The 22,803-nt window shown below is 74.8% G+C and carries 20 protein-coding genes; 10 read left to right on the top strand and 10 right to left on the bottom strand.

From position 1 onward, the window contains the following. Nucleotides 1-556 precede the first annotated feature (556 nt). The gene (locus tag ACQ614_RS33575; protein ID WP_363497796.1) at nucleotides 557-1,159 is read left to right on the top strand and encodes a carbonic anhydrase; all 603 of its coding nucleotides are present in this window, start codon (nucleotides 557-559) and stop codon (nucleotides 1,157-1,159) included. Nucleotides 1,160-1,208: 49 nt separating this feature from the next. Further along, complete coding sequence (locus ACQ614_RS33570; RefSeq protein ID WP_431682826.1) at nucleotides 1,209-2,681, top strand: SulP family inorganic anion transporter; 1,473 nt, start codon at nucleotides 1,209-1,211, stop codon at nucleotides 2,679-2,681. 57 nt (nucleotides 2,682-2,738) lie between these two features. Here ACQ614_RS33570 and ACQ614_RS33565 read toward each other — a convergent pair whose 3' ends face one another. Together ACQ614_RS33565 and ACQ614_RS33560 are read right to left on the bottom strand one after the other, a co-directional pair. Beyond that, nucleotides 2,739-4,163: an FAD-binding oxidoreductase gene (locus ACQ614_RS33565; RefSeq protein WP_431682825.1), complete on the bottom strand. Its 1,425-nt coding sequence runs from the start codon at nucleotides 4,161-4,163 to the stop codon at nucleotides 2,739-2,741. A gap of 114 nt (nucleotides 4,164-4,277) precedes the next feature. Then, on the bottom strand, nucleotides 4,278-5,483 hold the full coding sequence (locus ACQ614_RS33560) for an erythromycin esterase family protein (RefSeq protein WP_431682824.1): 1,206 nt from the start codon (nucleotides 5,481-5,483) through the stop codon (nucleotides 4,278-4,280). Between the two features lie 58 nt (nucleotides 5,484-5,541). Here ACQ614_RS33560 and ACQ614_RS33555 point away from each other — a divergent pair, with 58 nt between their 5' ends. Continuing rightward, nucleotides 5,542-6,279: a TioE family transcriptional regulator gene (locus ACQ614_RS33555; protein ID WP_431682822.1), complete on the top strand. Its 738-nt coding sequence runs from the start codon at nucleotides 5,542-5,544 to the stop codon at nucleotides 6,277-6,279. Nucleotides 6,280-6,293: 14 nt separating this feature from the next. Here the strand turns inward: ACQ614_RS33555 and ACQ614_RS33550 are convergent, their stop codons facing one another. The 4 genes from ACQ614_RS33550 to ACQ614_RS33535 all read right to left on the bottom strand — a co-directional run bounded on the left by ACQ614_RS33550 (nucleotide 6,294) and on the right by ACQ614_RS33535 (nucleotide 10,726). Then, on the bottom strand, nucleotides 6,294-6,953 hold the full coding sequence (locus tag ACQ614_RS33550; RefSeq protein ID WP_431682820.1) for a LutC/YkgG family protein: 660 nt from the start codon (nucleotides 6,951-6,953) through the stop codon (nucleotides 6,294-6,296). After that, a complete protein-coding gene (locus ACQ614_RS33545) occupies nucleotides 6,950-8,395 on the bottom strand; it encodes a lactate utilization protein B (RefSeq protein ID WP_431682818.1) in 1,446 nt (481 codons plus the stop codon). The genes ACQ614_RS33550 and ACQ614_RS33545 overlap by 4 nt, the downstream gene beginning before the upstream one ends. Continuing rightward, the gene (locus ACQ614_RS33540; protein WP_431682817.1) at nucleotides 8,392-9,147 is read right to left on the bottom strand and encodes a (Fe-S)-binding protein; all 756 of its coding nucleotides are present in this window, start codon (nucleotides 9,145-9,147) and stop codon (nucleotides 8,392-8,394) included. Before ACQ614_RS33540 ends, ACQ614_RS33545 begins: the two co-directional genes overlap by 4 nt. Before the next feature lie 196 nt (nucleotides 9,148-9,343). Then, a complete protein-coding gene (locus ACQ614_RS33535) occupies nucleotides 9,344-10,726 on the bottom strand; it encodes a M64 family metallopeptidase (RefSeq protein WP_431682815.1) in 1,383 nt (460 codons plus the stop codon). A gap of 412 nt (nucleotides 10,727-11,138) precedes the next feature. Here ACQ614_RS33535 and ACQ614_RS33530 point away from each other — a divergent pair, with 412 nt between their 5' ends. Then, entirely contained in the window at nucleotides 11,139-12,509 is a 1,371-nt protein-coding gene (locus ACQ614_RS33530) for a tetratricopeptide repeat protein (RefSeq protein WP_431682814.1), read from the top strand. Nucleotides 12,510-12,631: 122 nt separating this feature from the next. Here ACQ614_RS33530 and ACQ614_RS33525 read toward each other — a convergent pair whose 3' ends face one another. Then, a complete protein-coding gene (locus ACQ614_RS33525) occupies nucleotides 12,632-13,096 on the bottom strand; it encodes a Zn-ribbon domain-containing OB-fold protein (protein WP_431682813.1) in 465 nt (154 codons plus the stop codon). 266 nt (nucleotides 13,097-13,362) lie between these two features. Here ACQ614_RS33525 and ACQ614_RS33520 point away from each other — a divergent pair, with 266 nt between their 5' ends. The 3 genes from ACQ614_RS33520 (at nucleotide 13,363) to ACQ614_RS33510 (ending at nucleotide 17,879) form a co-directional block, all read left to right on the top strand. Next, entirely contained in the window at nucleotides 13,363-14,712 is a 1,350-nt protein-coding gene (locus tag ACQ614_RS33520) for a transaminase (protein WP_431682812.1), read from the top strand. A 79-nt stretch (nucleotides 14,713-14,791) separates the two neighbouring features. Beyond that, on the top strand, nucleotides 14,792-15,232 hold the full coding sequence (locus ACQ614_RS33515; RefSeq protein ID WP_431682810.1) for an Lrp/AsnC family transcriptional regulator: 441 nt from the start codon (nucleotides 14,792-14,794) through the stop codon (nucleotides 15,230-15,232). 166 nt (nucleotides 15,233-15,398) lie between these two features. Continuing rightward, a complete protein-coding gene (locus ACQ614_RS33510; protein ID WP_431682809.1) occupies nucleotides 15,399-17,879 on the top strand; it encodes a DUF3376 domain-containing protein in 2,481 nt (826 codons plus the stop codon). 81 nt (nucleotides 17,880-17,960) lie between these two features. On the opposite strand, the gene ACQ614_RS33505 is transcribed toward ACQ614_RS33510, so the two are convergent. Both ACQ614_RS33505 and ACQ614_RS33500 read right to left on the bottom strand, forming a co-directional pair. After that, nucleotides 17,961-18,335 (bottom strand): hypothetical protein, encoded by a 375-nt coding sequence (locus tag ACQ614_RS33505; RefSeq protein WP_431682808.1) that lies wholly within the window; start codon nucleotides 18,333-18,335, stop codon nucleotides 17,961-17,963. Nucleotides 18,336-18,539: 204 nt separating this feature from the next. Continuing rightward, nucleotides 18,540-19,523, bottom strand: a complete 984-nt coding sequence (locus ACQ614_RS33500; RefSeq protein WP_431682807.1) for a CapA family protein — start codon at nucleotides 19,521-19,523, stop codon at nucleotides 18,540-18,542. Nucleotides 19,524-19,882: 359 nt separating this feature from the next. On the opposite strand from ACQ614_RS33500, the gene ACQ614_RS33495 reads away from it, so the two are divergent. The 3 genes from ACQ614_RS33495 (at nucleotide 19,883) to ACQ614_RS33485 (ending at nucleotide 22,420) form a co-directional block, all read left to right on the top strand. After that, entirely contained in the window at nucleotides 19,883-20,407 is a 525-nt protein-coding gene (locus ACQ614_RS33495; protein WP_431682806.1) for a SigE family RNA polymerase sigma factor, read from the top strand. Next, nucleotides 20,407-21,240: a hypothetical protein gene (locus ACQ614_RS33490; RefSeq protein WP_431682804.1), complete on the top strand. Its 834-nt coding sequence runs from the start codon at nucleotides 20,407-20,409 to the stop codon at nucleotides 21,238-21,240. Before ACQ614_RS33495 ends, ACQ614_RS33490 begins: the two co-directional genes overlap by 1 nt. Nucleotides 21,241-21,667: 427 nt before the next feature. Beyond that, complete coding sequence (locus ACQ614_RS33485; RefSeq protein ID WP_431682803.1) at nucleotides 21,668-22,420, top strand: CBM20 domain-containing protein; 753 nt, start codon at nucleotides 21,668-21,670, stop codon at nucleotides 22,418-22,420. A 70-nt stretch (nucleotides 22,421-22,490) separates the two neighbouring features. Here ACQ614_RS33485 and ACQ614_RS33480 read toward each other — a convergent pair whose 3' ends face one another. Next, entirely contained in the window at nucleotides 22,491-22,769 is a 279-nt protein-coding gene (locus ACQ614_RS33480; RefSeq protein WP_431682802.1) for a hypothetical protein, read from the bottom strand. Between the last annotated feature and the right edge of the window lie 34 nt (nucleotides 22,770-22,803).

Here is a 22,803-nt window from a genome sequence, read left to right as displayed (position 1 = left end):
GAGCGCCGGTGCGCACGCGCAGCACCATCACGGGCCTGCTGGCGGCCCTGCTCGGCCTCGCCCTGCTGCTGGGCGGCGGCGCCGGCGCCTCCCTGAAGCCGCGTCCGCCCGTGCCGGCCGCCGCGGCCGCCTCCGTCGCCGAGCACAAGGAGAGCGAGAAGGAGATCCCGGCCGGGGTGCCGCTGCGGCACGGCCCGCACGCGGTCGGCCGGCCCGCACCGGGCGGCGGCTCCGCCCTGCGGCCCCTCGCCACCGTCGTCGCCCCCGCAGCGGCCGCGGACCTCTCGGCCGGCCGCCGCGGGCGCCCGGTGCTCCCCTCCCCTATCCCTCCAGACCCACCGGCGGCGCCACCGCCTCCGTGTACCAGGTCTTCCGCTGCTGACCGTGCCCGGCGGCTGCCCCGCAGCCCCCGCCGGGCGGATCGCGACCGCGCCGCGCTGACCCGCGCCCGGCCGCGATGCCGCACGTCACCGCGAACGCCGCCGACGCGGCGTGAAGCCCTCGTCCACGTACGCCCCCGCGCCGAAGCGCGCCGGGGCCATGGAGGTATGCCCTGATGAAGCCCTTGATCGACCGCGCCCGCTCGTTCCGCGACCGCGCCGCACAGGACGGCCGGCAGTTCGTCGGCCTGGCGGCCGGGCAGTCGCCGCAGGCCCTGTTCATCACCTGCTCCGACTCCCGGGTCGTCCCGTCCCTGATCACCGGTGCGGACCCCGGCGACCTGTTCGAGCTGCGCACCGCCGGCAACATCGTCCCGCCGTACCGGGTCGACCGGCCGTCCGGCGAGGCCGCGACCGTCGAGTACGCCGTCGAGGTGCTGGGCGTGCGCGACATCGTCGTCTGCGGCCACTCGCACTGCGGGGCGGTCGGCGCCGTCGTCCGCGGCGACGACCTCAGCGCCGTGCCCGCCGTCCGCAGCTGGCTGGCGGACACCGACCGCGCCGCCCTCGCCTCCGACCGGGCCGAGGTGTTCGACCCCACGGTCGCCGGCCCGGTGCAGCGGCACGTCCTGGCCCAGCTCGACCGGCTGCGCGCGTACCCCGGCATCGCCCGGCGCACCGCCGACGGCCGGCTGCGCCTGCACGCCTGGTTCTACGAGGTGCACACCGGCCTGGTGCTCTCCCACCGGCCCGACACCGATGCCTTCCTCCCGCTCTGAGCGGCCCTCGAGCCGGCCGTTCCACGACCGACCCACAGAGGAAAACCTGATGCTGCACAAAACCGCTTTCGACCCGTCCGCGTTCCGGGCGGACTTCGCCGCCTCCCTCGTCGTCTTCCTGGTCGCCCTGCCGCTGTGCGTCGGGGTGGCCGTGGCCTCCGGCGTCCCGGCCGAGCTCGGCCTGGTCACCGGCATCGTCGGCGGGCTGCTCACCGGCCTGCTGCCGGGCTCCAGCCTGCAGGTGTCCGGCCCCGCCGCCGGCCTGACCGTGCTGGTGTACGAGGCCGTCGCCGAGTTCGGCCTGCCCGCCCTGGGCGCGATCGTGCTCGCCTCCGGGCTGCTCCAGCTGCTCATGGGGGTGCTGAGACTCGGTCGGCTGTTCCGCGCGATCTCGGTGTCCGTGGTGCACGGCATGCTGGCGGGCATCGGCCTGGTCCTGGTGGCCGGCCAGCTGTACGCGCTGGCCGGCTCCAGGGCCAAGGGCAGCGGCCCGGCGAACATCGCCGGCCTGCCCGGGCTGGTCGCCGACACCGCCGGCTCGTCGGACTCGCTGGCCTCGCTCGGCATCGGCGCCGGCACGGTGGCGGTGCTGGTGCTGTGGAAGCGGATGCCCGCACGGGCGCGGGTGGTGCCCGCCCCGCTCGCCGCGGTGGGCCTGGCCACCGCCGCCGTCGCACTGTTCGGGCTGCCGGTGGCCAAGGTGGAGGTGAAGGGCCTGCTCGGGGTGATCGACCCGCCGGGCGGCTCGGACCTGGCGGTGCTGACCGGGGTCGGGGCGATCGCCACCGTCCTCGCGTTCACCCTGATCGCCTCCGCGGAGAGCCTGTTCAGCGCCGCCGCGGTGGACCGCCTGCACGACGGGCCGCGCACCGACTACGACCGCGAGCTGATCGCTCAGGGCGCCGGAAACACCGTGTGCGGCCTGCTCGGCGCGCTGCCGATGACCGCGGTGATCGTGCGCAGCGCCGCCAACGTGCAGGCCGGTGCCCGGACGAAGGCGTCCCGGGTGATGCACGGCGCGTGGCTGCTGCTGTTCGCGGCGCTGGTGCCCGCGGCGCTCGGAGTGATCCCCCTGGCCGCGCTGGCGGGCGTGCTGGTGCACGCGGGCGTCAAGCTGATGCCGGTGGGGCCGCTGCGGTCGCTGTGGCGCTCGCACCGCGGCGAGGCGGTGGTGCTGGTGGCGACGGCCGTCGCGATCGTGGCCACCAACATGTTCGAGGGGGTGCTGATCGGCCTGGTCCTCGCGGTGCTGAAGACCGCCTGGGAGACCTCCTCGGTGCACCTGGAGGTCACCGACACCGCGGACGGCCCGATCCGGGTCGCGGTGTCCGGCAACGCGACCTTCCTGCGGCTGCCGCGCATCCTGGACACCCTGGAGTCGCTGCCCAGGGACCGTGCGATCGAGCTCGACCTGGACGGCCTGCGGCACCTCGACCACGCCTGCCGGACGGCCCTGCAGGACTGGGCGGGCCGGCACAACGAGTTCGGCGTCGACCCGGTGCACGCCCCGGCGCTGCACTGAGGGCACGGCCCGCCGCACCGCGCACCCCGCGGTGCGGCGGGCCGCCCTGCGGCCGGTTCAGCCGGGCGGGATGTTCTGGTTGAGCCGGAACAGGTTGTGCGGGTCCCAGGTGCGCTTGAGGTCCCGCAGCCGCCGGTACTTGGCCGCGCCGTACGCCTGCTCGACCCGCGAATCGCCCTCGTCCATCAGGAAGTTGACGTACACGCCGGTGTGGTGCGGGGCGAGCGCCGACCAGAAGCCGCGGACCCACTCCCGTTCCCCGTCGAAGCCCTCGGCGTCGGCGCAGGTGCCGTTGATGTTGAAGGTGTGGCCGGCCGAGCGTCCGCTGAAGGCGGTGTCGTCCTCGCCGAGCCGACCGATCGCACCACCGAGGTGGAAGATCGGGAAGCTGGTCAGCGGCGAGGTGATCCGTGCCGCCCGGTCGGCGGTGATGTCGACGATCTCGTCGGTGAGTTCGGCGACGTCGCAGGACTTGAAGTAGTACCAGCGGCCGTGCGGGAAGGACGGGTCGAGCATCGCCTGGTGCTCGGTGAACGGCTTCGCGCGGCACAGGTCCAGCACCGGCGGGCCGAAGCGGCGCAGCGGGCGCAGGACCCGCTCGCCCTCGTCGAGGTCGCCCGTCCAGCAGCAGATCACGATCGCCACCCGGCGGCCGTGCCACTCGGCGGGGATCTCGGGCAGCGGCGGGGCCTTGCGGTGCACCACGGCGGTGGTGAGCCCGTCGGGGACTTCGGTGATCCACTCGCGGTAGAAGCGCAGCAGCCGGGCCGAGTCGGCGACGTCCCAGAGGATGGGGCCGGCGAGAACGGTCGGGCCGACCGGGTTGAGGCGGAACTCGAACTCGGTGACGATGCCGAAGTTCCCGCCGCCGCCGCGGACGCCCCAGAAGAGTTCCGGGTTCTCGGTGGCGCTCGCCCGGACGAGGCCGCCCTCGGCGGTGACCAGGTCGACCGAGAGCAGCTGGTCGATCGTCAGGCCGTGGCGGCGCATCAGCCAGCCGATGCCGCCGCCGAGGGTGAGGCCGGCCAGTCCGGTGTGGGTGACGATCCCGGCCGGCACGGCGAGCCCGAACTGCTGCGTCTCGTGGTCGAGTTCACCGAGCAGGACGCCGGCCTGGACACGGGCCGTACGGGCGTCGGGATCGACCCGGATGCCCTTCAGCCGGGACAGGTCGGCGACCAGGCCGCCGTCGCAGACCGACTGCCCGGGGAAGCTGTGGCCGCCGCTGCGGACGGCGAACGGCACCCCGGTGTCGGCCGCGAACCGGACGGCGGCGATGACGTCGGCGACGCCGGCGCAGTAGGCGACCGCGCCGGGGCGGCGGTCGACCGAGCCGTTCCAGATCCGCCGGGCCTCGTCGTAGCCGTGGTCCGCGGGCCGCACCAGCTCCCCGCGGAACGCTGCCGCGAGGGCGTCGATCCGGGCGTCGTCGAGCATGTCCGCCGCCGGAGCGGCCGCCTGTGCACCGGTCACCGTGTCCATGGCCACTCCCGTCGGGCAGACCCCGCCTCCCAGTCTGGCACCGGGCGCAGGGCCTGTCCTCAAGGGCACGTGGGTGCCCCTGATCGCTTGCCGGACTGCCCTTTGGAAGCAGTGCTAGCCCTGCGGGCCGACGTCCCCGACGAACAGCATCGCGTCGATGGCGGGCAGGTGGGCCGGGTCGAGCGGGGCGTAGCCGAACCAGGGGGACACCCGGGGTGCGGGGGGTGCCTCCTCGAGGGCGGCGGCCAGCCTGCGGGTGTCGACGAGGCAGTGCTCCTCCGGGAGGGCGTGGAGGAGTCCTTCGACGGTTTCCGGCGGCGGGGTGTCGACCCCCTGGTGCCGGATCGTGCCGAGGGCCGTGGCGACGAAGGCGTAGTCCGCGCCCAGGTGGGCGGCGGCCAGTGCCCCGGCGCTCCACCACTCCAGCCGCAGGCCACCCAGCTGCATGCTGCTCTTCTCGCGCTGCAGATGGCTGTTGTGGGCGAAGACCAGTGCCGGGCCGCGTTCGGCGACGGCGAGGAGGTTGTCGGCCATCATCCCGCCGCGCAGGCCCACCAGCCGTGCCATCCGGCCGGGCGAGGTGTCGGCCATCCAGTGGTGGTAGCGCAGCAGGCCGACGGCGGTGCGCCCGTGGAGGCGGGCCCGGTGCCATTCCTCGCGCGAGGTCCCGGCGACCAGCTGCGGTGTCAGGGTGTCGAGCAGCGCCACCAGGTCGTCGGCGAGCAGCCGCAGCTCGGCGGCCTCGGCGGACTGCCCCGCCGATCGGGTCGGGTCCATCATCGCGGCGGGCTCCGTCCACCGGTCGTCGGCGCCGAGCAGGAGGTCGAGCGTCTCCGCGGTGCACGGGAGCAGGTCGGCGTCCGCTCGGTCCGCGAGGTGGCGGTGGAGTGCGGTGAGGGCCTGCCGGGGGCTCGCGGCGCCGGTGATCTCCAGCGGGCCGTCGATGCCGGCGAAGCGGACCTGCTCGGCCGCGGGCCGGCCGTCGTTGTGGGCGCGCATCCAGCGCACCAGCTCGCGGTTGGCCGCGGACGCGCCGAACCCGTGGCTGAAGCCGTGCTCCATGGCCTCGTCGAGGGTGCCGGTGCCGGAGGTGACGTACGCGTCGACGGTCAGGCCGGCCAGGCAGTCGCTCTCGATCGCGATCGTCCGGTAGCCCTCGTGCTCGACGAGGTGCTTGAAGAGTTCGTTGCGCAGCTCGAGCAGGGTGTCCTCGCCGTGGGTGGGCTCGCCCAGTGCGAGCACCCGCGGCCGGGCCGGCAGCAGCTCCAGGAGGGCGGCAGCGTCGACGGGACGAATGCTTTCCTTGATGTCAGTCGCCATGCCTTCAACGGTATCGTTGAAGCCTCGGTTGAAACTTTTCCCCGACATCACCAGGACTATGGGACGAAACCTTCAAAGCGGCGACCGGCTCCGGCCGGTCGATCTGGCGCGCGGGCACGGGCTGTCCACGCAGGCGGTCAGGAACTACGAGGAGGCCGGGATCCTGCCCGCCGCCGATCGCACGCCGCACGGCTACCGCACCTACGCCCGGCTGCACGCGGCGGCGCTGCGCGCGTTCCTCGCCCTGGTGCCCGGCCACGGCCACGCCACGGCCACGGCGGTGATGCAGGCGGTGAACGGGGGCGCGGACGAGCAGGCGTTCCGCCTCATCGACGAGAGCCACGCCCAGCTCCTCGGCGACCGGCAGACCCTCTGCGCGGTCGAGGACGCGCTGCGCGACCTGGCACCGGCGGCAGTCGCCGGGCGGGACGGGGCGGTGGTGGCCGGGCGCGGCGGCATGTTCATCGGACCGCTCGCGGAGGAGCTCGGCATCAGGCCCGCGACGCTGCGCGCCTGGGAGCGCGCCGGGCTGGTGCGTCCGCGCCGCGACCCGCTGACCGGGTACCGCGTCTACGACGAGGCCGATGTGCGGGACGTCCGGCTGGCCCACCAGCTCAGGCGGGGCGGCCACCTGCTGGAGCAGATCGCCCCGCTGATCGCCCAGGTGCGGGCGGCCGGCGGCCTGGAGCCGCTGGAGGCCGCGCTGCACGACTGGCACGGCCGGCTGGCCGCCCGTGGGCGGGCGATGCTGGCCGGGGCGGCCGAGTTGGAGGCGTACCTCCGCGCACGCGGCTGACGGACCCCGCGGGATCAGCTCCGCGGACCGGGGCCCTCGAGGAGGACGACGTCCAGGGTGCGGGGGCCGTGGACGCCCTCGACGCGGTCGAGTTCGATGTCGCTGGTGGCGGAGGGGCCGGAGATCCAGGTCTGGGGGCGGGCCGGGTCGAGGCGGGGAAGGGCCTGGGGCACGGAGGCGACCACCTGGTCGGTCCGGACGACGCAGATGTGGTGGTCGGGTACGAGGGTGAGGACGCGGCGGCCCTGGGCCGGCCCGGCGTCGAGGACGATGGTGCCGGTCTCGGCGACGGCGAGGGCGCAGCCGGTGACCACGCTGTCGACGGTGTCGAGCCGCTGCGCGGTGAGGTGCCCGTCGTCGGGGAGCTGTTCGGCCGCGGCGCGGGCGAGCCAGGCGGCGGGGAGGTCGGCCGGGAGGGTGACGGTACGGGCGCCGCGCTCGGCGAGCAGCCGGGCGAGCACGGCGGGCAGTTCGTCCCCGGTGCAGCGGTGGACGTGGGCCCGGTAGTCGGTGAGGTTGTCGGCGAGCAGGTCGAGCAGTGCCTTGGGCTCGTCGAGGACGTGGGTGAAGCGGTAGTCGCGGCGGACGGGCGGGCTGCCGGGCTCCTCCCCCGCGGGCACGTCGGTGAGGGCGCTGCGGATGCGGGCGAGGACGGTGTCGCGGGAGGTGCTCATGGGGTGCCGTCCTTGCGGTCGCGGGTGCGGGCCGCCCACCAGTCGCGGAACGGCTCGGCGGGCATCTCGGGGAGGTCGCGGCCGGCCGTCCAGGCCTTGGCGGGCCCGGGCAGGGGGAGCTTCCTGGGGTGCAGGCTGCGGGTGCGGGCGGCGGCGCGTTCGGCGGCGGCGAGTGCGGCGGGGTGGTCGAGCAGCCAGGTGGCGGCCTTGATCGCGGCCTTCTCGGCGCGGTGCGGAGGACCGTTCTCGACGGCCTGTTCGCGGAGGTGGACGAGGACCTCGGGGATGTCGATGGCCACCGGGCAGACCTCGTAGCAGGCGCCGCACAGGGTGGACGCGTAGGGCAGGGAGGCATCCAGTTCGGTTGTCAGGCCCCGGAGTTGGGGGGTGAGGATGGCGCCGATCGGGCCGGGGTACGGGGAGCCGTAGGCGTGGCCGCCGGCGCGTTCGTAGACCGGGCAGACGTTGAGGCAGGCGGAGCAGCGGATGCAGCGCAGCGCCTGCCGGCCGGTCTCGTCGGCGAGGGTGGCGGTGCGGCCGTTGTCGAGCAGGACGAGGTGGACGTTCTTCGGGCCGTCGCCGTCGGTGGTGCCCGTCCACATCGAGGTGTAGGGGTTCATCCGCTCGGCGGTGGAGGAGCGGGGCAGCAGTTGGAGGAAGACCTCCAGGTCGCGCCAGGTGGGGACGACCTTCTCGATGCCGACGACGGAGATCAGCGTTTCGGGGAGGGTGAGGCACATCCGTCCGTTGCCCTCGGACTCGACGACGACCAGGGTGCCGGTCTCGGCGACCAGGAAGTTGGCGCCGGAGACGGCCACCTTGGCCCGCAGGAACTTCTCCCGCAGGTGGAGGCGGGCGGCCTCGGCGAGTTCGGCGGGCGAGTCGGTCAGGCCCTCGGGCGCGGGGCGGCCCCAACGGCCCATCGCCTCGCGGAAGATGTCGCGGATCTCGCCGCGGTTGCGGTGGATCGCGGGCACCAGGATGTGCGAGGGCAGGTCGTCGCCGAGCTGGACGATGAGCTCGGCGAGGTCGGTCTCGTACGCGGTGATGCCCTCGGCGGCCAGCGCCTCGTTGAGCCCGATCTCCTGTGTCGCCATGGACTTGACCTTGACGACCTCGCTCTCGCCTGCGGCCTTGACCAGATCGGCGACGATCCGGTTGGCGTCGGCGGCGTCGGCGGCCCAGTGCACCACTCCCCCGGCCGCGGTGACGGCCTCCTCCGCCTGCAGCAGGTAGTGGTCGAGCCGGCGCAGCGTGCGGTCCTTGATCTCCTTGCCGGCGGCGCGGAGTTCGGCCCAGTCGTCGAGTTCGGCGACGGCCCTGGCGCGCTTCTCGCGGATGGTGCGGGTGGCGTGGCCGAGGTTGGCCCGCAGCTGCGCGTTCCGGGTGGAGACCGCGGCGGCCTTGGGGAAGGCGGGCATGCCCAGGTAGGTGCCGCTCACGCGTACACCTCCGTCCTGGTCGAGGCGAGGATCTCGGCGATGTGCAGGGCCTGCATGGGCGTGTCCCGACGGCGCAGGATGCCGTCGAGGTGCAGCAGGCAGGAGTTGTCGGCGCCGCACAGCACTCGGGCGCCGGTCGACAGCGCGTTGCGGACCTTGTCGGCGCCCATGGCGACGGAGACGTCGGGGTTCTTGACGGCGAAGGTGCCGCCGAAGCCGCAGCACTCCTCGGCGCCGGGCAGTTCGACGAGTTCCAGTCCCTCGACCGCCTGCAGCAGGCGCCGTGGCCGGTCGCCGAGGCCGAGCATCCGCAGGCCGTGGCAGGACGGGTGGTAGGTGACGGTGTGCGGGAAGTACGCGCCGACGTCGGTCACCTGCAGCACGTCGGTGAGGAATTCGGTGAGTTCCAGCACCCGTGGGGCCAGCGAGGCGGCCGCGTCGGCGAGCCGGGTGCCGCGCCCCTCGGCCTGGGCCCGGGCGCCGATCCGCGGGTAGGCGTCGCGGACCATGGCCGTGCAGGAGCCGGACGGGGTGACCACGTGGTCGTAGCCCTCGAAGGCGCGGGCGGTACGCAGCACCAGGGGCTCGGCCTCGCGCCGGTAGCCGGTGTTGTACTGCGGCTGGCCGCAGCAGGTCTGCGCGGCAGGGAAGTCGACCTCCACACCGAGGCGTTCCAGCAGGGCAACCACGGCCTGTGCGGTGCGCGGACGCACGGCGTCGTTGACGCAGGTGGCGAACAGCGCAACGCGCATCGCGGCTCCCTCGGCGGCGGATCGGTTCAGCGGAACGGCGGCTCGGTACGGCAGGTCGGCGGCTCGGTACGGCAGGTCGGCGGGGTGGTCGTCGCGGGGAGTGTACGGCCCGGCTGCCGCGCGGGGGCGGTATCCACGCGCATGTCGGCCCGGGTCGGCCGGATCCGGCCGACCCGGTTGACGCGGGGACAGGAGGTCAGGGGGTACCGGCGACGCGCCAGGCGAGGGTGTCGGTGGCGAGCTCCCGCACCCCGGGGTCGCGGACGGACGCCGTGCGGTCGACCGAGACGGCGGTGAGACGGTGCAGCCGGCCGTCTGGGCGGACGCCGAGCGCCGCGGGCACGACGGAGGAGCGGCCGCGGGCCGAGGCGACCTCAGTGCCGTCGAGGTACCAGCGCAGGTCGGGGTCGGCGAGGCCGGTCAGTTCGGCCCGGGAGACGGTGATCCGGGTGCTGCGGCGGACGGTGCTGCCGGTCGGCAGGTCGCTGCTCAGGACGTTGGCGTGCCGGTAGAAGCCGGCGATCATCGCCTCCCGGCCGGGGAGGTTGAAGTCGGTGCTGGACAGGCTGCGCATCAGCGAGGTGGCGGTGGGGCGGTAGAGGCCGTGCGGGTAGTAGGAGCTGCCCTCGTAGGTGTCGACGGTGCCGCCGGTGGGGTCGTCCGCACCGAGCCAGCGCCACCACTTGGCGCGGTCGGCGAGCAGCCGGTCGGCCGTCCGGACGGTCGAGTTGGGGCCGTCCACCTCGCCCTCCGTCCAGGTGCCGTAGGAGGCGTAGGTGTACTCGTCGTGGAGCTGTCCGACCGAGTGCCCGATCTCGTGGGCGGCGATCAGGCTGGAGGAGGCGTTGTCGGAGGACAGCGTGGAGACGCCGTCGAAGGGGTAGCCCTCGGCCTGCAGCCCGTAGTAGCCGGCGCCGCCGTACTTGGCGGAGTTGGCGATGACCACGACGAGGTCGGCGGCCGGCGCCTTGGCGGCGTACGCGGCGGCCTTGTCGAGGTCGGTGCAGACCAGCCGCTCGGTGTCCGCGCACCAGAACCAGCTGCCGAGCGCGGTGTCGCGGACGGTGCCGGCGTCCGGGTCGCCGCTGATGCCGGACTCGTGCGAGACGGCGTCCACCGTCCAGACGTTGAACAGGCCGCGGTAGCTGCGGTACGGCTCGATCGCGGTGATGGCCGCCCACTGGGCGGCGGCGGCCTTGTGGAACGCGTCCTGCTGGTCGGCGGTGTAGCCGTCGCCGATGACGACCACGTCCAGGCGGTCGGCGGTGGGGCCGGTCACGGCGAGCCGGCCGACCGCGCCGTCCCCGGTGACGTCGCCGGGCGCCGTCCGGCGGGTGGCGGTGTCCTTGGCGTGGCCGGGCACGGTGGCCGGGACGTGCAGGGTACGGCCCTCGCCGCCGGGCCGGTCGAAGGCCTCCGCGGCGACCGTCCGGCCGCCCGGTGCGGGAGCGAACGCGGTTGCGGCAGTCGCCGTGGCGGGGGTCGGTTCGGCGGCAGCGGCGGGCACGGTCGGTGCGGCTGCGATGGCGAGGCAGGCCGCGAGTACGGCGTAGCGGGGCATGCGGGTGCGGGCGCGCACATGCCCTCCTCTCGGTCGAGGGTGGGGGTTAAGAGGCGAGTTAAATGTGCTTAACTCTGTGCTGAACTTAGGGGCGGCAGGCTCCGCCGACAAGAGGCGGGGCACCGATTCCCCTGCGGGCGGCGGAGGTTCGGCCAGGAGCCGGACGCCGCGCCGGTCGGACGAAACGCGATGGCACTCGCCCTGACCAGGGCGGCAGCGCACAAGACCGACCGACACATGGGGGGTGGGAGAAGGAGCGGCGGCAGGGCCGAGTCCGGGCGGTGCCGACGAGGGAGTGACAGCGGAGCTGCGGCGATCGAGGAGAAGCCGTTCGGGCGAGAGCCGTGGCGCCGCGACGCCGCCCCCCATGTGCCGGTCGGTCTAAGGTGGCCCTCGCACAGGACCCGGCGAGCGGACAGGTGGGACAGCCTTGGCGGACACGACGACCCCGTCGGACCCGAACACCCCGGCCACCGTCGGCAGGCGGGTGCACCGGCTGCGCCTGGAGCGCGGCCTCACCCAGCGCCAACTCGCCGAGCCCGCCTACACGGCCGCCTACATCTCGATACTGGAGTCGGACCGGGTACGCCCCTCCGAGGCGGCACTGCGGCACGTCGCGGACCGGCTCGGCGTGACGTACGAGGAGCTCGCCACCGGCCGCCCGCCGCACGTCGCCACCGGGCTGCGCGCCGAACTCGTGGACGCCCAGCGGCTGCTGGCCCTCGGCGAGGGCGAGGACGCGGCCGCCGCGTACCGCCGGCTGCTGGCCGAGGCCGAGCGGCACGGCCTGGACCCCGAACGCGCCGCCGCCCTGCTCGGGCTCGGCCAGTGCGCACTCTACGCGGGCGATCTCACCGCCGCCCGCGGGCACTTCGAGGCCGCCGAGGCGCTGCTCGGCGACGCACCGGCGCTGCAGCGCGCCCGGGCCGTCCGCGGCCGGGCGGTGGCCCACCTGCTGGCGGGCGAACTACGGTACTCCTGCTACCTGTTGGAGTCCGCGATCGACGAACTGCAGGCGGCCGGACTGCAGGACCCGGACGCCCTGGTGCTGCTGTACACCGCGGCGATCGCCCCGTACATGGACATGGGCGCGCACGCCCGGGCCGCGCAGGCCGCCGAGATCGCCCTGGGCCTGGCCCCGCAGGTGACCGACCCGGCACTGGTGGCCGGCATGCACCGGACGGTGGCCCGCACCCTGCTCGCCGAGGGCCGCACCGCCGAGGCGGATGCCTCGCTCGCCAAGGCGGCCGCCCTCTACGAACAGTTGCAGATCCGCACCGAACTGGCCCACTGCCACTGGATGCGCGGCTACGTGCACGCCCAGGAGGGCGCACTGGAGGCCGCCGAACGCGAACTCACCACCGCCCGCGACATGCTGGCGGCCACCCGGGCCGAGCTGTACACCGCCCAGGTGGAGGTCGAACTCGCCGACGTCCTGCGGCGGCTCGGCCGCCGGGAGGAGGCCGGCCGGCTGCTGCACCGCCTCCTGGACGGGCTCGACCCGGACCGCGGGCCGGTGCACCGCGCCGCCGCCCACCGCCTGCTCGGCCTGCTCGCCGAGGACGGGGAGGACACCGCCGCCGCCGAGGAGCACTACGGCCGGGCGCTCGCCCTGCTGGAGCCCACCGGCGCCGCCGGCGACCTGGCCGACCTTTGCCGGCTCCTCGGCGACCTGCAGCGCAGACTCGGCCGCACCGAGGCCGCACTGGAGACCTACCGCACCGGCCTCGGCCACGCCGCAGCCCCCGGCACCACCACCCTCGGCCCGGCCCCGGCCCAGCCCCCGCTCACCGCGCCCTGACGCGGGTCGGGCACGCCATCAGGGGCGCTGGGGGCACCTCCCGGCCGAAGGCTGGGGGCGGAACTGCGCAATTCGGAGGTGGGCCACCGTACAGATCACGGCTTGGCCCTCCCGGGCATGCTTCAGCCGGCGCCGCGGACGGCCGGGGCGACGGGCTGCCGGATGCAGCCCACCGGGCGCGGGGCGAAGAGGCTCTCCGGCTCGGCCGGGCCTGACTGGCCCGTGACCAGCCGGAAGGCGATCAACTGACCGCTGGAGACCGAGAGTTCGACGCGAGCACCGGCCTGGACGGCACCCGGCAGCGCCCCGGTCACCGCCGCCTGGACGGTGAAGCCCTCGTCGAGGGCGACCATGTACGGCATGGGCTCGCCCGGCCCGCGCCGGGCCGCCGGCAGCAGCCGCCGCACGGTGCCGGTGCCACCGCTCACCTCGTCCTCCAGGTCGGCGCTGCCGCACACCGGACAGAGCATCCGGACGGGGGCGGTCGCCGCGCGGCACCAGCGGCAGCGCCGGAAGACCAGTTCGACGGCAGGCCGGTCGTCGACGGCCGCCGCGGCGGGCGCAGTGATGGTGGCGACGGGGTTCATGGCGGCTCCTCCCGCTCCGGGCCGGCGCATGCGGGGACCCGCTGCCGAAGCCCGCTCGACACGACACCGGGAGCGTATGGCACTGAGTGCCAATCGGTAAAGGCACTCAGTGCACATCGATACGTCGCATGTCGACCGCGCTCGAATCGATTGCTTCGACAATTGAATCGAGCGTCAATGCTTGCCCGCGCCCCCCATACCTGCCTACAGTCGAACCAATCCCCCACGAAGCAATCCCTTCCGGCCCCCGACGTGAGGCAGCCCCCATGGACCGCGCCCGACTGCAGCACCTCCTCGCCCGCGAGAGCGCCGAGGCCGAGCGCCGCAACCCGCGGTCGCAGGCCGCCTACGCCCGCGCCGACCACCTCTTCGGCCGGGTGCCGATGACCTGGATGAACAAGACCGCCGGTGCCTTCCCCCGGTACCTGGCCACCGCCCGCGGCGCGCGGATCACCGACATCGACGGCCACGAGTACATCGACTTCTGCCTCGGCGACACCGGCGCGATGGCCGGCCACTCCCCCGAGGTGGTCGCCGCGGCCGTGCAGCGCCGGTTCGCCGACCAGGGCGGCGCGACCGCGATGCTGCCCACCGAGGACGCCGAGTGGGTCGGCGCCGAGCTGACCCGCCGCTTCGGCCTCTCGCACTGGAGCTTCTCGCTCACCGCCACCGACGCCAACCGCTGGGCGATCCGCCTCGCCCGGGCCGTCACCGGCCGCAGCAAGATCCTGGTCAACAGCTACAGCTACCACGGCAGCGTCGACGAGTCGCTGATCGTGGTCGGCCCCGACGGCCGCGGCGCCTCCCGCCCCGGCAACGTCGGCGCCCCCTGCGACGTCACGCTGACCAGCCGGGTCGCCGAGTTCAACGACCTCGACCAGCTGGAACGCGAGCTCGCGCACGGCGACGTCGCCGCCGTCCTGATGGAGCCCGCGCTCACCAACATCGGCATCGTCCTGCCCGAGCCCGGCTACCTCGCCGGTGTGCGCGAGCTGACCCGCCGCCACGGCGTGCTGCTGATCAACGACGAGACGCACACCTTCTCCGCAGGGCCCGGCGGCTGCACCGCCGCATGGGACCTCGAGCCCGACATGCTGACCATCGGCAAGGCCATCGGTGGCGGCATCCCGGCCGGCGCGTACGGCCTCTCCGCCGAACTCGCGGACCGGCTGCTCGGCCGCAACGACCTCGACCTGGTCGACATGGGCGGCGTGGGCGGCACCCTGGCCGGCAACGCGCTCTCCGTCGCCGCCATGCGCGCCACCCTGGAGCACGTCCTCACCGACGCCGCCTTCGAGCGGATGGGCAAGCTCGCCGAACGCTTCGAGGCCGGTGTGCAGCAGGCCGTCGACGCCCACGCCCTGCCCTGGTCGGTCAGCCGGCTCGGCGCCCGCACCGAGTACCGGTTCGCCAACCCCGCGCCGCGCACCGGCACCGCCTCGGCCGCGGTCGCCGACCCCGAGCTGGAGGACTTCCTCCACCTGTACCTGGCCAACCGGGGCATCCTGATGACCCCGTTCCACAACATGGCGCTGATGTGCCCGGCGACCACCGAGGCGGACGTCGACGCGCACACCGACGTCTTCTCCGTCGCCCTGGCCCGGCTCGCGGGCTGACCGGCAGCGGGAACCGCCGGACCGCGACGGGCGGTTCCCGATAATGTTCGGGACAACGGGCGGACCGAGGAGCACACACGTGGACGACATCGACCGGGCGATCCTGCGCGAACTGCAGACCGACGGCCGGATAGCGTATGCCGACCTCGGGCCCAAGGTCGGCCTGTCGGCGTCGGCCGCCCGGCAGCGCCTGCAGCGGCTGCTCGACGCCAAGGCCGTCCAGGTCGTCGGCGTGACCGACCCGATGGCGATGGGCGGCCAGGCCATGGCCATGCTCGGCATCTCCGTCGACGGCGACCCCCGCACCGTCGCCGACGAACTCGCCAAGCACGGCGAAGTGGTCTACTCGGTGCTCACCGCCGGCGGCTTCGACCTCTTCGCCGAGGTGGTCTGCCCCGGGCCGCGCGAGCTCCTCGACTTCGTCAACGACACCGTCCGCCCGATCGAGGGCGTCCGCCAGATCCAGTCGTTCCCGTACTTCGGCATCCACACCCACCGCTTCTTCTGGGACGTCGGCTGACAGCAGGGCCGCCGGGCCCGAGGGGACACCCGTGGCCGGGACTCCGTGCCCCTGCGCCCGCCGGGAGCCCCCCGCTGCTCCGCACGGCGCATTCCGTTCGGCCGAGCGGCTGAACCCCCCGCCGGGGCCGGACACCGCCCGCACCGCCGCGTCCTAGCCTGCCGCTATGACCGACCAGGGCCCCGCCGCCGCGCGCAGCACGCCGGAGGAGGTCCGCCTCGCCCTCGTCCTCAACGGCGGCATCAGCCTCGCCGTCTGGATGGGCGGCGTCGCCCACGAGCTCGACCTGCTCCGCCGCGCCTCCCGCGGCGACGCCGAGGACGGTGTCCCCGAGCGCGACCGGCCGGTGTTCCGGCTCTGGAAGCACCTCGCCCGCAGCACCAACCGCCGTGTGGTGATCGACGTCATCGCCGGCACCTCCGCGGGCGGCCTCAACGGCATGCTGCTGGCCACCGCCATCGGCCGCGGCGTGCCCCTGCCCGACCTCCGCGCCACCTGGAACCGCGCCGCCGACCTCGGCGCGCTGCTCGCCGACGACGCCGCCGGCAGCCTGCTGCGCGGCTCCGTCGTCGAGCAGACCCTCGCCGAGGCCGTCGCCGGGATGGGCGAGGAACCGCAACTGGCCGAGCCGGTCACCCTGTTCCTCACCGCGACCGCCCTCGACGGCCGGCCGCAGCGCTACACCGACGGCTACGGCGGCGAGTTCGACGTGCCCGACCACCGCCGGGTCTACCGCTTCCAGCACGACGACGACGCGGTCCGCTACGAGCGCGACGCCTCCGGCGGCTGGCGGATCGCCGACCGCCCGCGCCGCGACTTCCACGGCCGGCTCACCGGCCCCGGCTCCGCCCTGCTGCGGGCCGCCCGTGCCACGGCCGGCTTCCCGGTGGCGTTCGCGCCGGTCCACGAAGAGCCGATGGCCGACCACCGCGAACTCCCCCGGTCCGCGCCCAGCAGCTCCGTCATGGACGGCGGTGTGCTCGACAACGAGCCGTTCCGGCCGGTCCTGGACGCGATCGGCGAACGGCTCACCGACGCCAGGCCCGAACGCGTCCTGGTGTACGTCGTCCCCTCGGCCGGCCACCTCCAGCAGGAGAAGGTCGGCCGCAAACGCCCCGAGGACATCACCTGGACGGAGGCCGCCTCGACCGCCCTCCGCTACCCCCGCGAGGGCAACTTCCGCTCCGCCACCGAGGACCTCGCCGACCGGCTGCGCACCCGCGTCGTCGAGGTCCAGGACCGGCTCTTCCAGCAGCTCCGCGAGGACCCCGTCCGGGCGACCCAACTGCTGCTCCAGGCCTCCGACCTGGTCGAGGACTACCGCCGCAGCCGGGCCGCCGCCGTGCTCTGGGACGCCCGCCGGCACATGACCGGCACCGGCACCGCCACCTCCCTGGTCAACCCGCCCGAGGCCGAACCGGAGTGGCTGATCGGCCGGTGCCCGGACTGGTTGCCGCCGCCCGTCACCGACGCCGAGGACGCGGTGCACGACCCGGACCCGCAGCGCTGGCGGTGGGGCATCACCCCCACCGAGCGCGTCCTGCGGCTGCTGATGGCCGACCTGCAGCAGCGCCTGGCCGCCGCCGAGGCCGGACACCGGCGGCACCTGGCCGCCGCCGCCCGCGAGCTGTGCCGCCTGCTCGCCGCCGGACGGGCCGTCATGGACGCCGTCCGGACGAGCCTGCGCGAGGGCCCGCAGGCCGGGCCGTCCGACACCGGCGTCGCCGACCGCGTCTGCGAGGTCTTCGCCCGGCTGAACGTCTCCCGGGCCCTCGGCCGCCTCGTCCGGGAGGCCGCCGACACCCACCTCGCCGCCCTGCGCGCCACCGGCGACCGGCGCTTCGCCACCACCCGCGACACCCTCGCCTGCTGCCTCGCCGTGGAAGTCCTCAGCCACGCCTTCGCGCCCGCCTCGCTCGCCGTCGAACAGCCCACCCCGGCCTTCACCTTCCTCCGGCTCGGCCCCGACGACCTCGGCCCGCTCTTCTGGCAGGACCGCTACGCCGGCATGGGCGACCGCAAGCTCTACGGCATCCGGCTCGGCCACTTCGGCGCCTTCGTCCAGGAGAGCTGGCGCACCTCCGACTTCACCTGGGGACGTCTGGACGCCGCCCACCACCTGCTGCGCGTCCTGGTGCCCGCCGTCGGCGAACGGCGCACCCTGGAACGGCAGTTGCACCAGGCCGTGCTCGCCGCCGAGACCGGCCGCGAACAGATGCAGCGCAACCTCGACGAACTCCTCGACGAGGACGCGGTCCTGCTGCACCGCTTCGTCGCCGGCCCGGAGGGCCACGACCTGAGGCAGCGGAGCGCCCGCTCCGCCCGCGCCCTGCTGCTCGGCGAGCCGGCCGCGGACGACACCAGCGCCACCCAGCGCATCCTGCGCCGCACCAACCCCTGGGCCCGTGCCGCCCTCGATCCCCGGCGGCCGCCCACCACCGGCCTCCCGCTGCGCCGGCGCCTCGCCCTGTGGCTGCTGCGCCGCGCCACCCGCCGCACCCGCCGGCAGCTGGACGAGGACCCTCTGCCCACCGCCCTGCGGGCCGCCCTCCGCCGCGACGCCGTCCGCACCACCGCCACCGCCGCACTGATCTGCGCCCTGATCGGTGCAGGAATCGCCCTGGCGATCGCCCTGCCCCTGCGCTGACGGTGTCCCGGCCGCCTCACCGGCCGGGACAACCGCGGCGGGCAGGCCCGCTGTCGAAGGCCTGCCGTCAAGGGCCCGCTGTCAGCAGCGGGGGACGGACGACTGGTTGGTCACGTACGAGGAGTGGACGTAGGCCCAGACGGGCGCACGTCCACCCGAATAGTTGACGTAGGCGTTGAACCACCGGTTGCTGCTGTAGTTCCCGGTGGCCCATCCGCCGTCCGCCCAGCACTTCACCCAGGACGCCTGGCCGTTGGGGTTGCGCCACCCGTCGGAGGTCACCCATCCGATGAAGGCCGAGGAGGCGGACGGGGCGTAGCGGGCGGCAGCCCCGGCCTGCACGGTCATCGTCGCGTATCCGGCCGCCTCCGCCGTGGGGGCGGCCGCCAGTACGGAGGACGCCATGGTGAGGAGGCCTGCCACGGCCCCGGCGATACGACGGCGAGCTGACTTCATGTCCGCACCTTTCTCAGGGGCTCGACGGGCACCCGGCCGCGGGGCGGTCCGACCGCCGCGGCAGGGCCGGCCTTACGAGCGCCGGTTGGCCGCCCATGCTGGCGCACCCGGCCGGAGTCCGGACGACATCGGGCACGGCCCCACTCGTTCGGGTGATCACCCGCGCACCCCGTGGACGCCCGCCGCCCGGCTCGCCGCACCCGCTCAGCCCCACTCGACGGCCAGCCACCCGTCGTCCTCGGCCACCTCGGTGCCGAACTCGGCGCAGGCGTCGGTGAACCGGTCCCGGATCCAGGAGAGTTCGGCGCCGCGGGCGGTCCGCGTCCAGCAATGGTCCAGGTGGAGCGGCAGTGCCCGCAGCCGTACCGGCCGCAGCTGCGCCGGGTCGGGGCCGTCCAGGGTGAGCAGGAAGAGCAGGCCCAGGTCGTTGCGGAGGAACGGGTGGACGGCGTAGTCGTCGACGAAGTCGCCCATGTCGTACAGGACCCGCTCGGCCACGCCGTGGAAGACGTGCGCCGAGTGCCCGGCGATCACGGTCGCCCCGGCGGCGAGCAGGGCCGGCGCCGCGGCCGCGACCCGGCCCGGCGGCCGGGTGGTCATGTTGGGCCCCCAGTGCGGGGTGAGGAGGACGGCGTCGGCGGCCCGGGCCGCCCGTCCGACGAGCCCGGTGAGCCAGTCGGGGACTCCCCGGCGCAGGTCCGCGTACGCCACCCCGGGGCGGTGCTCACCGGCCGCGTAGTCCGCAGGATGGTCGGTCACACCGACCACGGCGAGCCGCACCCCGGCCGCCTCCAGGACGGTGAACCTGCGGGCCGACCGGGCGTCGCGGCCGGCTCCGACCGTGCGTATCCCGGCCCGGTGCAGGAGGGTGCAGGTGTCGGCGAGCGCGTCGCGCCCGAAGTCCAGGGCGTGGTTGTTGGCGAGGGTGACGCAGTCGGTGCCGAGCTCGGCGAGGACGTCGGCGGCCGCCGGCGGGGCGCGGAAGAAGTAGAGCTTGCCCGGGGCGTCCCACGGCTCGCCGCGGTCGGAGACGCAGCACTCCAGGTTGAGCACCCTCAGGTCCGCCTCCGCGAGGGCGGCCCGGACGGGCTCCGAGAACAGCGCCCCGGCCGAGGGCGACCGGCGCAGCCGGGCCGCGACGGCGCGGCCGAGCATGGTGTCGCCGGCCAGTGCCACGGTGAGCGCCACACCACCCACCTCCCCGTGGGGGACCGCCTCCATCCTCGTCCCTGCGGAGTCCGGGCGCCGCTGTCGGTTAACGCTCACAGGCAATCGGCTCGGATCCTCCGCCGAAAAATTCTCTCCGCCGGGCGGCAACCTTTCCCGGAGCGGCGGCAACAGGGGTGCACAGGAGCCGATGCGAAGGAGTCGTCCACGTGCTCAGACCTGTGCCCCCGGCCTCGCCGCCGGGGTACGGAGGGCTGATGGCCACCGGTGCCGCACCGGCGGCGGACCCGTTCGGCCTGCGGGCCCGCGCGGTTGGTAGGCTGCCCGCCTCCCTTCAGGTTGAGAACGCTCACATCGGATCGAGAGGTCACGCCCCGGACATGGTCGTCGATGACGCGTCGGCGGAGTTCCACGACTTCTTCGAACGCCACCACGTCGAACTCGCCCGTCTCGCCCACCTGCTGACGGGCGAGGCCGACGCCGCGGACGACCTGGCCGCGGACGCGATGGTGGCGCTCTGGCACCGCTGGGACAGGGTCCGCCGCGCGGACCATCCGGTCGCGTACGCCCGCGGCGTGGTCGCCAACCTGGCCAAGGAGCGCATCCGCAGCGCGGTGCGGGAGCGGCGCCGCGTCCTGCTGTTCTGGTCCCAGCGGTCCGACCGGGTGGACGACCCCGACGTGGCCGCCGTCGTCGACGTGCGCGCCGCACTCGCCCGGCTGCCCTTCCGCAAGCGCGCCTGCGTGGTCCTGCGGCACGCCATGGACCTCTCCGAGCGGGAGACCGCCATGGCCCTAGGCATCTCCGTCGGCACCGTGAAGAGCCAGACCTCCAAGGGCATGGCGGAGCTGCAGCGCCTGCTCGGCGCCCGCGCCGCCGGCGAGCTGGCCGGAAGGAGGAGCTGATGGACGAGCTGCGCAGACAGCTGCACGATGCCGCCGAGGCCCACCGGCCCGACCGGGAGCGGATGCTCGCCCGGGTGGAGCGGGGCATGGCCGACGACGGCGCTGCCGCCCGCGGCGCCCGCCCGGGCCGGCACCGGGTGCGCCGCGGCATCTCGGCCTGGCCCCGGGTGGCGCTGGCCGCCGTGGCCGCCGCCGGCGCACTGGCGGTGGGCGGCCTGGCGGTCGCCGCCATCGCCCAGCGTCCCGAGCCGGCCCCCATCACGGTGCCGACGGCGCCGCCGAGCACGGCCGGGCCGTCGGGCAGCCCGGACGTCCTGCCGGGGCCGACCTCCGCGTCCCGGACGCCGTCCGCCGCTCCCGGGCGCGGCGGCTCGGGCAGCCCGTCCGCGGCGCCATCGCCGGACCGCCCGCCGACGACCAGGCCGCCCGGCACTCGCACGGAGAACGGCCCGCTGTGGGCGGACGGCTCGGTCGATCCGCACAGCACCGACTTCTGGGCGCAGAGCAATGTCACGCTCAAGACCCGCGAGCCGCTGACCGCGCTCACGGTGGAGCTGCACGTCCCGCAGACCGGTGGAGTGCGGGACACCGGCCACTGGCAGACGCTGCCGGCGGCCGACTTCACGGTCACCGTCCGGGAGGAGGGCGGGGTGCTCGTCTACCGCTGGGTGCTCCGGCCCGGGCGGACGGTGCCGACCGGCCAGCACGTCTTCGCCGGCCAGTACGGGCACGACGCGGGCGGCCGCAACGCCGTGGGCGACTGGTACCGGATCGATGCCGCCACGGCGTCCGCCCACCCGTCGGTCTGGGGCGACTTCGCCCGGACGGACTGACACCCGAGGACGGGTCCGGTCGGCGGCGGCCGGCCGGACCTCCCCGGGCACGCGTTCGCGCCGTTGTGCGGTGACCGCGCGGTCACCGAACGTGGCACCGCGACGGCCGGGAGGCCTCTCCCGGTTGCCGACAGGTTGCGGGCGGTGGACGCGGGATCGGCCGCCGGCCCTTCGCCGCGCGCGGCGCCCGCACCCCGCCGGAGTGTCGTGCGCAGGTCAGACGCAGTGGCAGTCACGCCCGGCCCACTCCCCCGTCACAGCAGTGGCAGCCGCGGCCGGAGGGTGGCCGAAAATCGCCCCTCGGCATGAAAGTTGCTGCAAGAGTTTGCAGTGAGCGGACCGCCCCTCGCCTCCGACGTTGCACGCGAGCCCGGCCGTCCCCCTGTCTGCGGCGCCACGCCGCCACTCCACCTGGAGAGAACCGGACATGACGCTTCCCCAGTCACTTCCCGGCACCGGCCGGCCGCGCCCCCTGGGGCTGCTGCCGACCCTGGTCACCGCCCTCCTCGCCGCCCTGCTGACGACCCTCCTCGGCCCGGTCGGCAGCGCCCGCGCCGACCAGCAGGACCCGGCGGGCGTGCCCGTGCGCCTCCGCGTCACGGCGACCACCGAGCCCGGGGACACCGTCCTCGTCACCGGCAGCACCGCCGAACTCGGCGCCTGGGACCCGGCCCGCGCCGTCCCGCTGTCCACCGATGCACGCAGCTACCCGGCCTGGACAGTGACCCTGACGCTGCCGCCCGGCGGCCAGATCCAGTACAAGTACCTCAAGCGCACCGCGGTCGGCACCGTGGTCTGGGAGGACATCCCCGATCGCGCCTTCTTCGTGTCCACCTCCGGCGAGAGCGAGCTGGACGACCGCTGGAACGTCGCCGGCGGCCACCCGCTGACCGCGGTCTTCGCCACCACCGCGACGACCGTCCCCGGCCAGAACGTCTACGTCAGCGGCAATCTGGCCGAGCTCGGCGGCTGGGACCCGGCCAAGGCCGTTCCGCTGTCCACCAGTTACAAGGTCTACCCGGAGTGGACGGGCTTCACGGCGCTGCCGCCCAACACCGCCGTCCAGTACAAGTACCTGAAGAAGAACCCCGACGGCAGCGTCGTCTGGGAGGACGGCCCGAACCGGACCACCACCACGCCGCCCACCGGCACCCTGACCGTCCACGACAGCTGGCGGTAGGCCCGCGGCACGTGCGGCCCGGCCCCGGACCTGTGGGGCCGGGCCTCCTGCGGCGTACGGCAGCGACGCTTCAGAGCCTGCGGACGGCGGCGGCGCAGACCTCGCAGACCTTCTGCGACCAGCGCGGGGCGTACCAGGTGGCGCCGCCGCCGGCCGGCTGCAGGGGGTCGGGCTGGAGGCCCGCCGTCTCCAGGCCGCAGAAGGTGCGCCCGGCGGGGGCGCCCTCGCCCACGTCCGGCGCGGCGTGCACGACCAGCGCGGCCCGGCCGGCCTCCGCGTGCTCGCCGCCGCCCAGCTCGTGCACCGTGCCCGGCCGCTCGATCTCCAGCATCACCACAAGCGCCGTCATCCTCCGAGCTTCCCGCCTCGCGCACGGCCCCGCA

It is taken from the genome of Kitasatospora dryopteridis, assembly GCF_050749075.1.
Taxonomy (GTDB): Bacteria; Actinomycetota; Actinomycetes; order Streptomycetales; family Streptomycetaceae; genus Kitasatospora.
The sequence above is the reverse complement of the archived record's forward strand: the minus strand, read 5'-3'. Positions and strand labels throughout refer to the sequence as shown.

Bases quoted from the DNA above. Each gene is read 5' to 3' on its own strand.
- ACQ614_RS33575 (WP_363497796.1), top strand. From the start codon at position 557: ATGAAGCCCTTGATCGACCGCGCCCGCTCGTTCCGCGACCGCGCCGCA.
- ACQ614_RS33490 (WP_431682804.1), top strand. From the start codon at position 20,407: ATGGACGAGCTGCGCAGACAGCTGCACGATGCCGCCGAGGCCCACCGG.
- ACQ614_RS33570 (WP_431682826.1), top strand. From the start codon at position 1,209: ATGCTGCACAAAACCGCTTTCGACCCGTCCGCGTTCCGGGCGGACTTC.
- ACQ614_RS33565 (WP_431682825.1), bottom strand. From the start codon at position 4,163: ATGGACACGGTGACCGGTGCACAGGCGGCCGCTCCGGCGGCGGACATG.
- ACQ614_RS33560 (WP_431682824.1), bottom strand. From the start codon at position 5,483: ATGGCGACTGACATCAAGGAAAGCATTCGTCCCGTCGACGCTGCCGCC.
- ACQ614_RS33555 (WP_431682822.1), top strand. From the start codon at position 5,542: ATGGGACGAAACCTTCAAAGCGGCGACCGGCTCCGGCCGGTCGATCTG.
- ACQ614_RS33550 (WP_431682820.1), bottom strand. From the start codon at position 6,953: ATGAGCACCTCCCGCGACACCGTCCTCGCCCGCATCCGCAGCGCCCTC.
- ACQ614_RS33510 (WP_431682809.1), top strand. From the start codon at position 15,399: ATGACCGACCAGGGCCCCGCCGCCGCGCGCAGCACGCCGGAGGAGGTC.
- ACQ614_RS33505 (WP_431682808.1), bottom strand. From the start codon at position 18,335: ATGAAGTCAGCTCGCCGTCGTATCGCCGGGGCCGTGGCAGGCCTCCTC.
- ACQ614_RS33540 (WP_431682817.1), bottom strand. From the start codon at position 9,147: ATGCGCGTTGCGCTGTTCGCCACCTGCGTCAACGACGCCGTGCGTCCG.
- ACQ614_RS33520 (WP_431682812.1), top strand. From the start codon at position 13,363: ATGGACCGCGCCCGACTGCAGCACCTCCTCGCCCGCGAGAGCGCCGAG.
- ACQ614_RS33480 (WP_431682802.1), bottom strand. From the start codon at position 22,769: ATGACGGCGCTTGTGGTGATGCTGGAGATCGAGCGGCCGGGCACGGTG.
- ACQ614_RS33495 (WP_431682806.1), top strand. From the start codon at position 19,883: ATGGTCGTCGATGACGCGTCGGCGGAGTTCCACGACTTCTTCGAACGC.
- ACQ614_RS33525 (WP_431682813.1), bottom strand. From the start codon at position 13,096: ATGAACCCCGTCGCCACCATCACTGCGCCCGCCGCGGCGGCCGTCGAC.
- ACQ614_RS33485 (WP_431682803.1), top strand. From the start codon at position 21,668: ATGACGCTTCCCCAGTCACTTCCCGGCACCGGCCGGCCGCGCCCCCTG.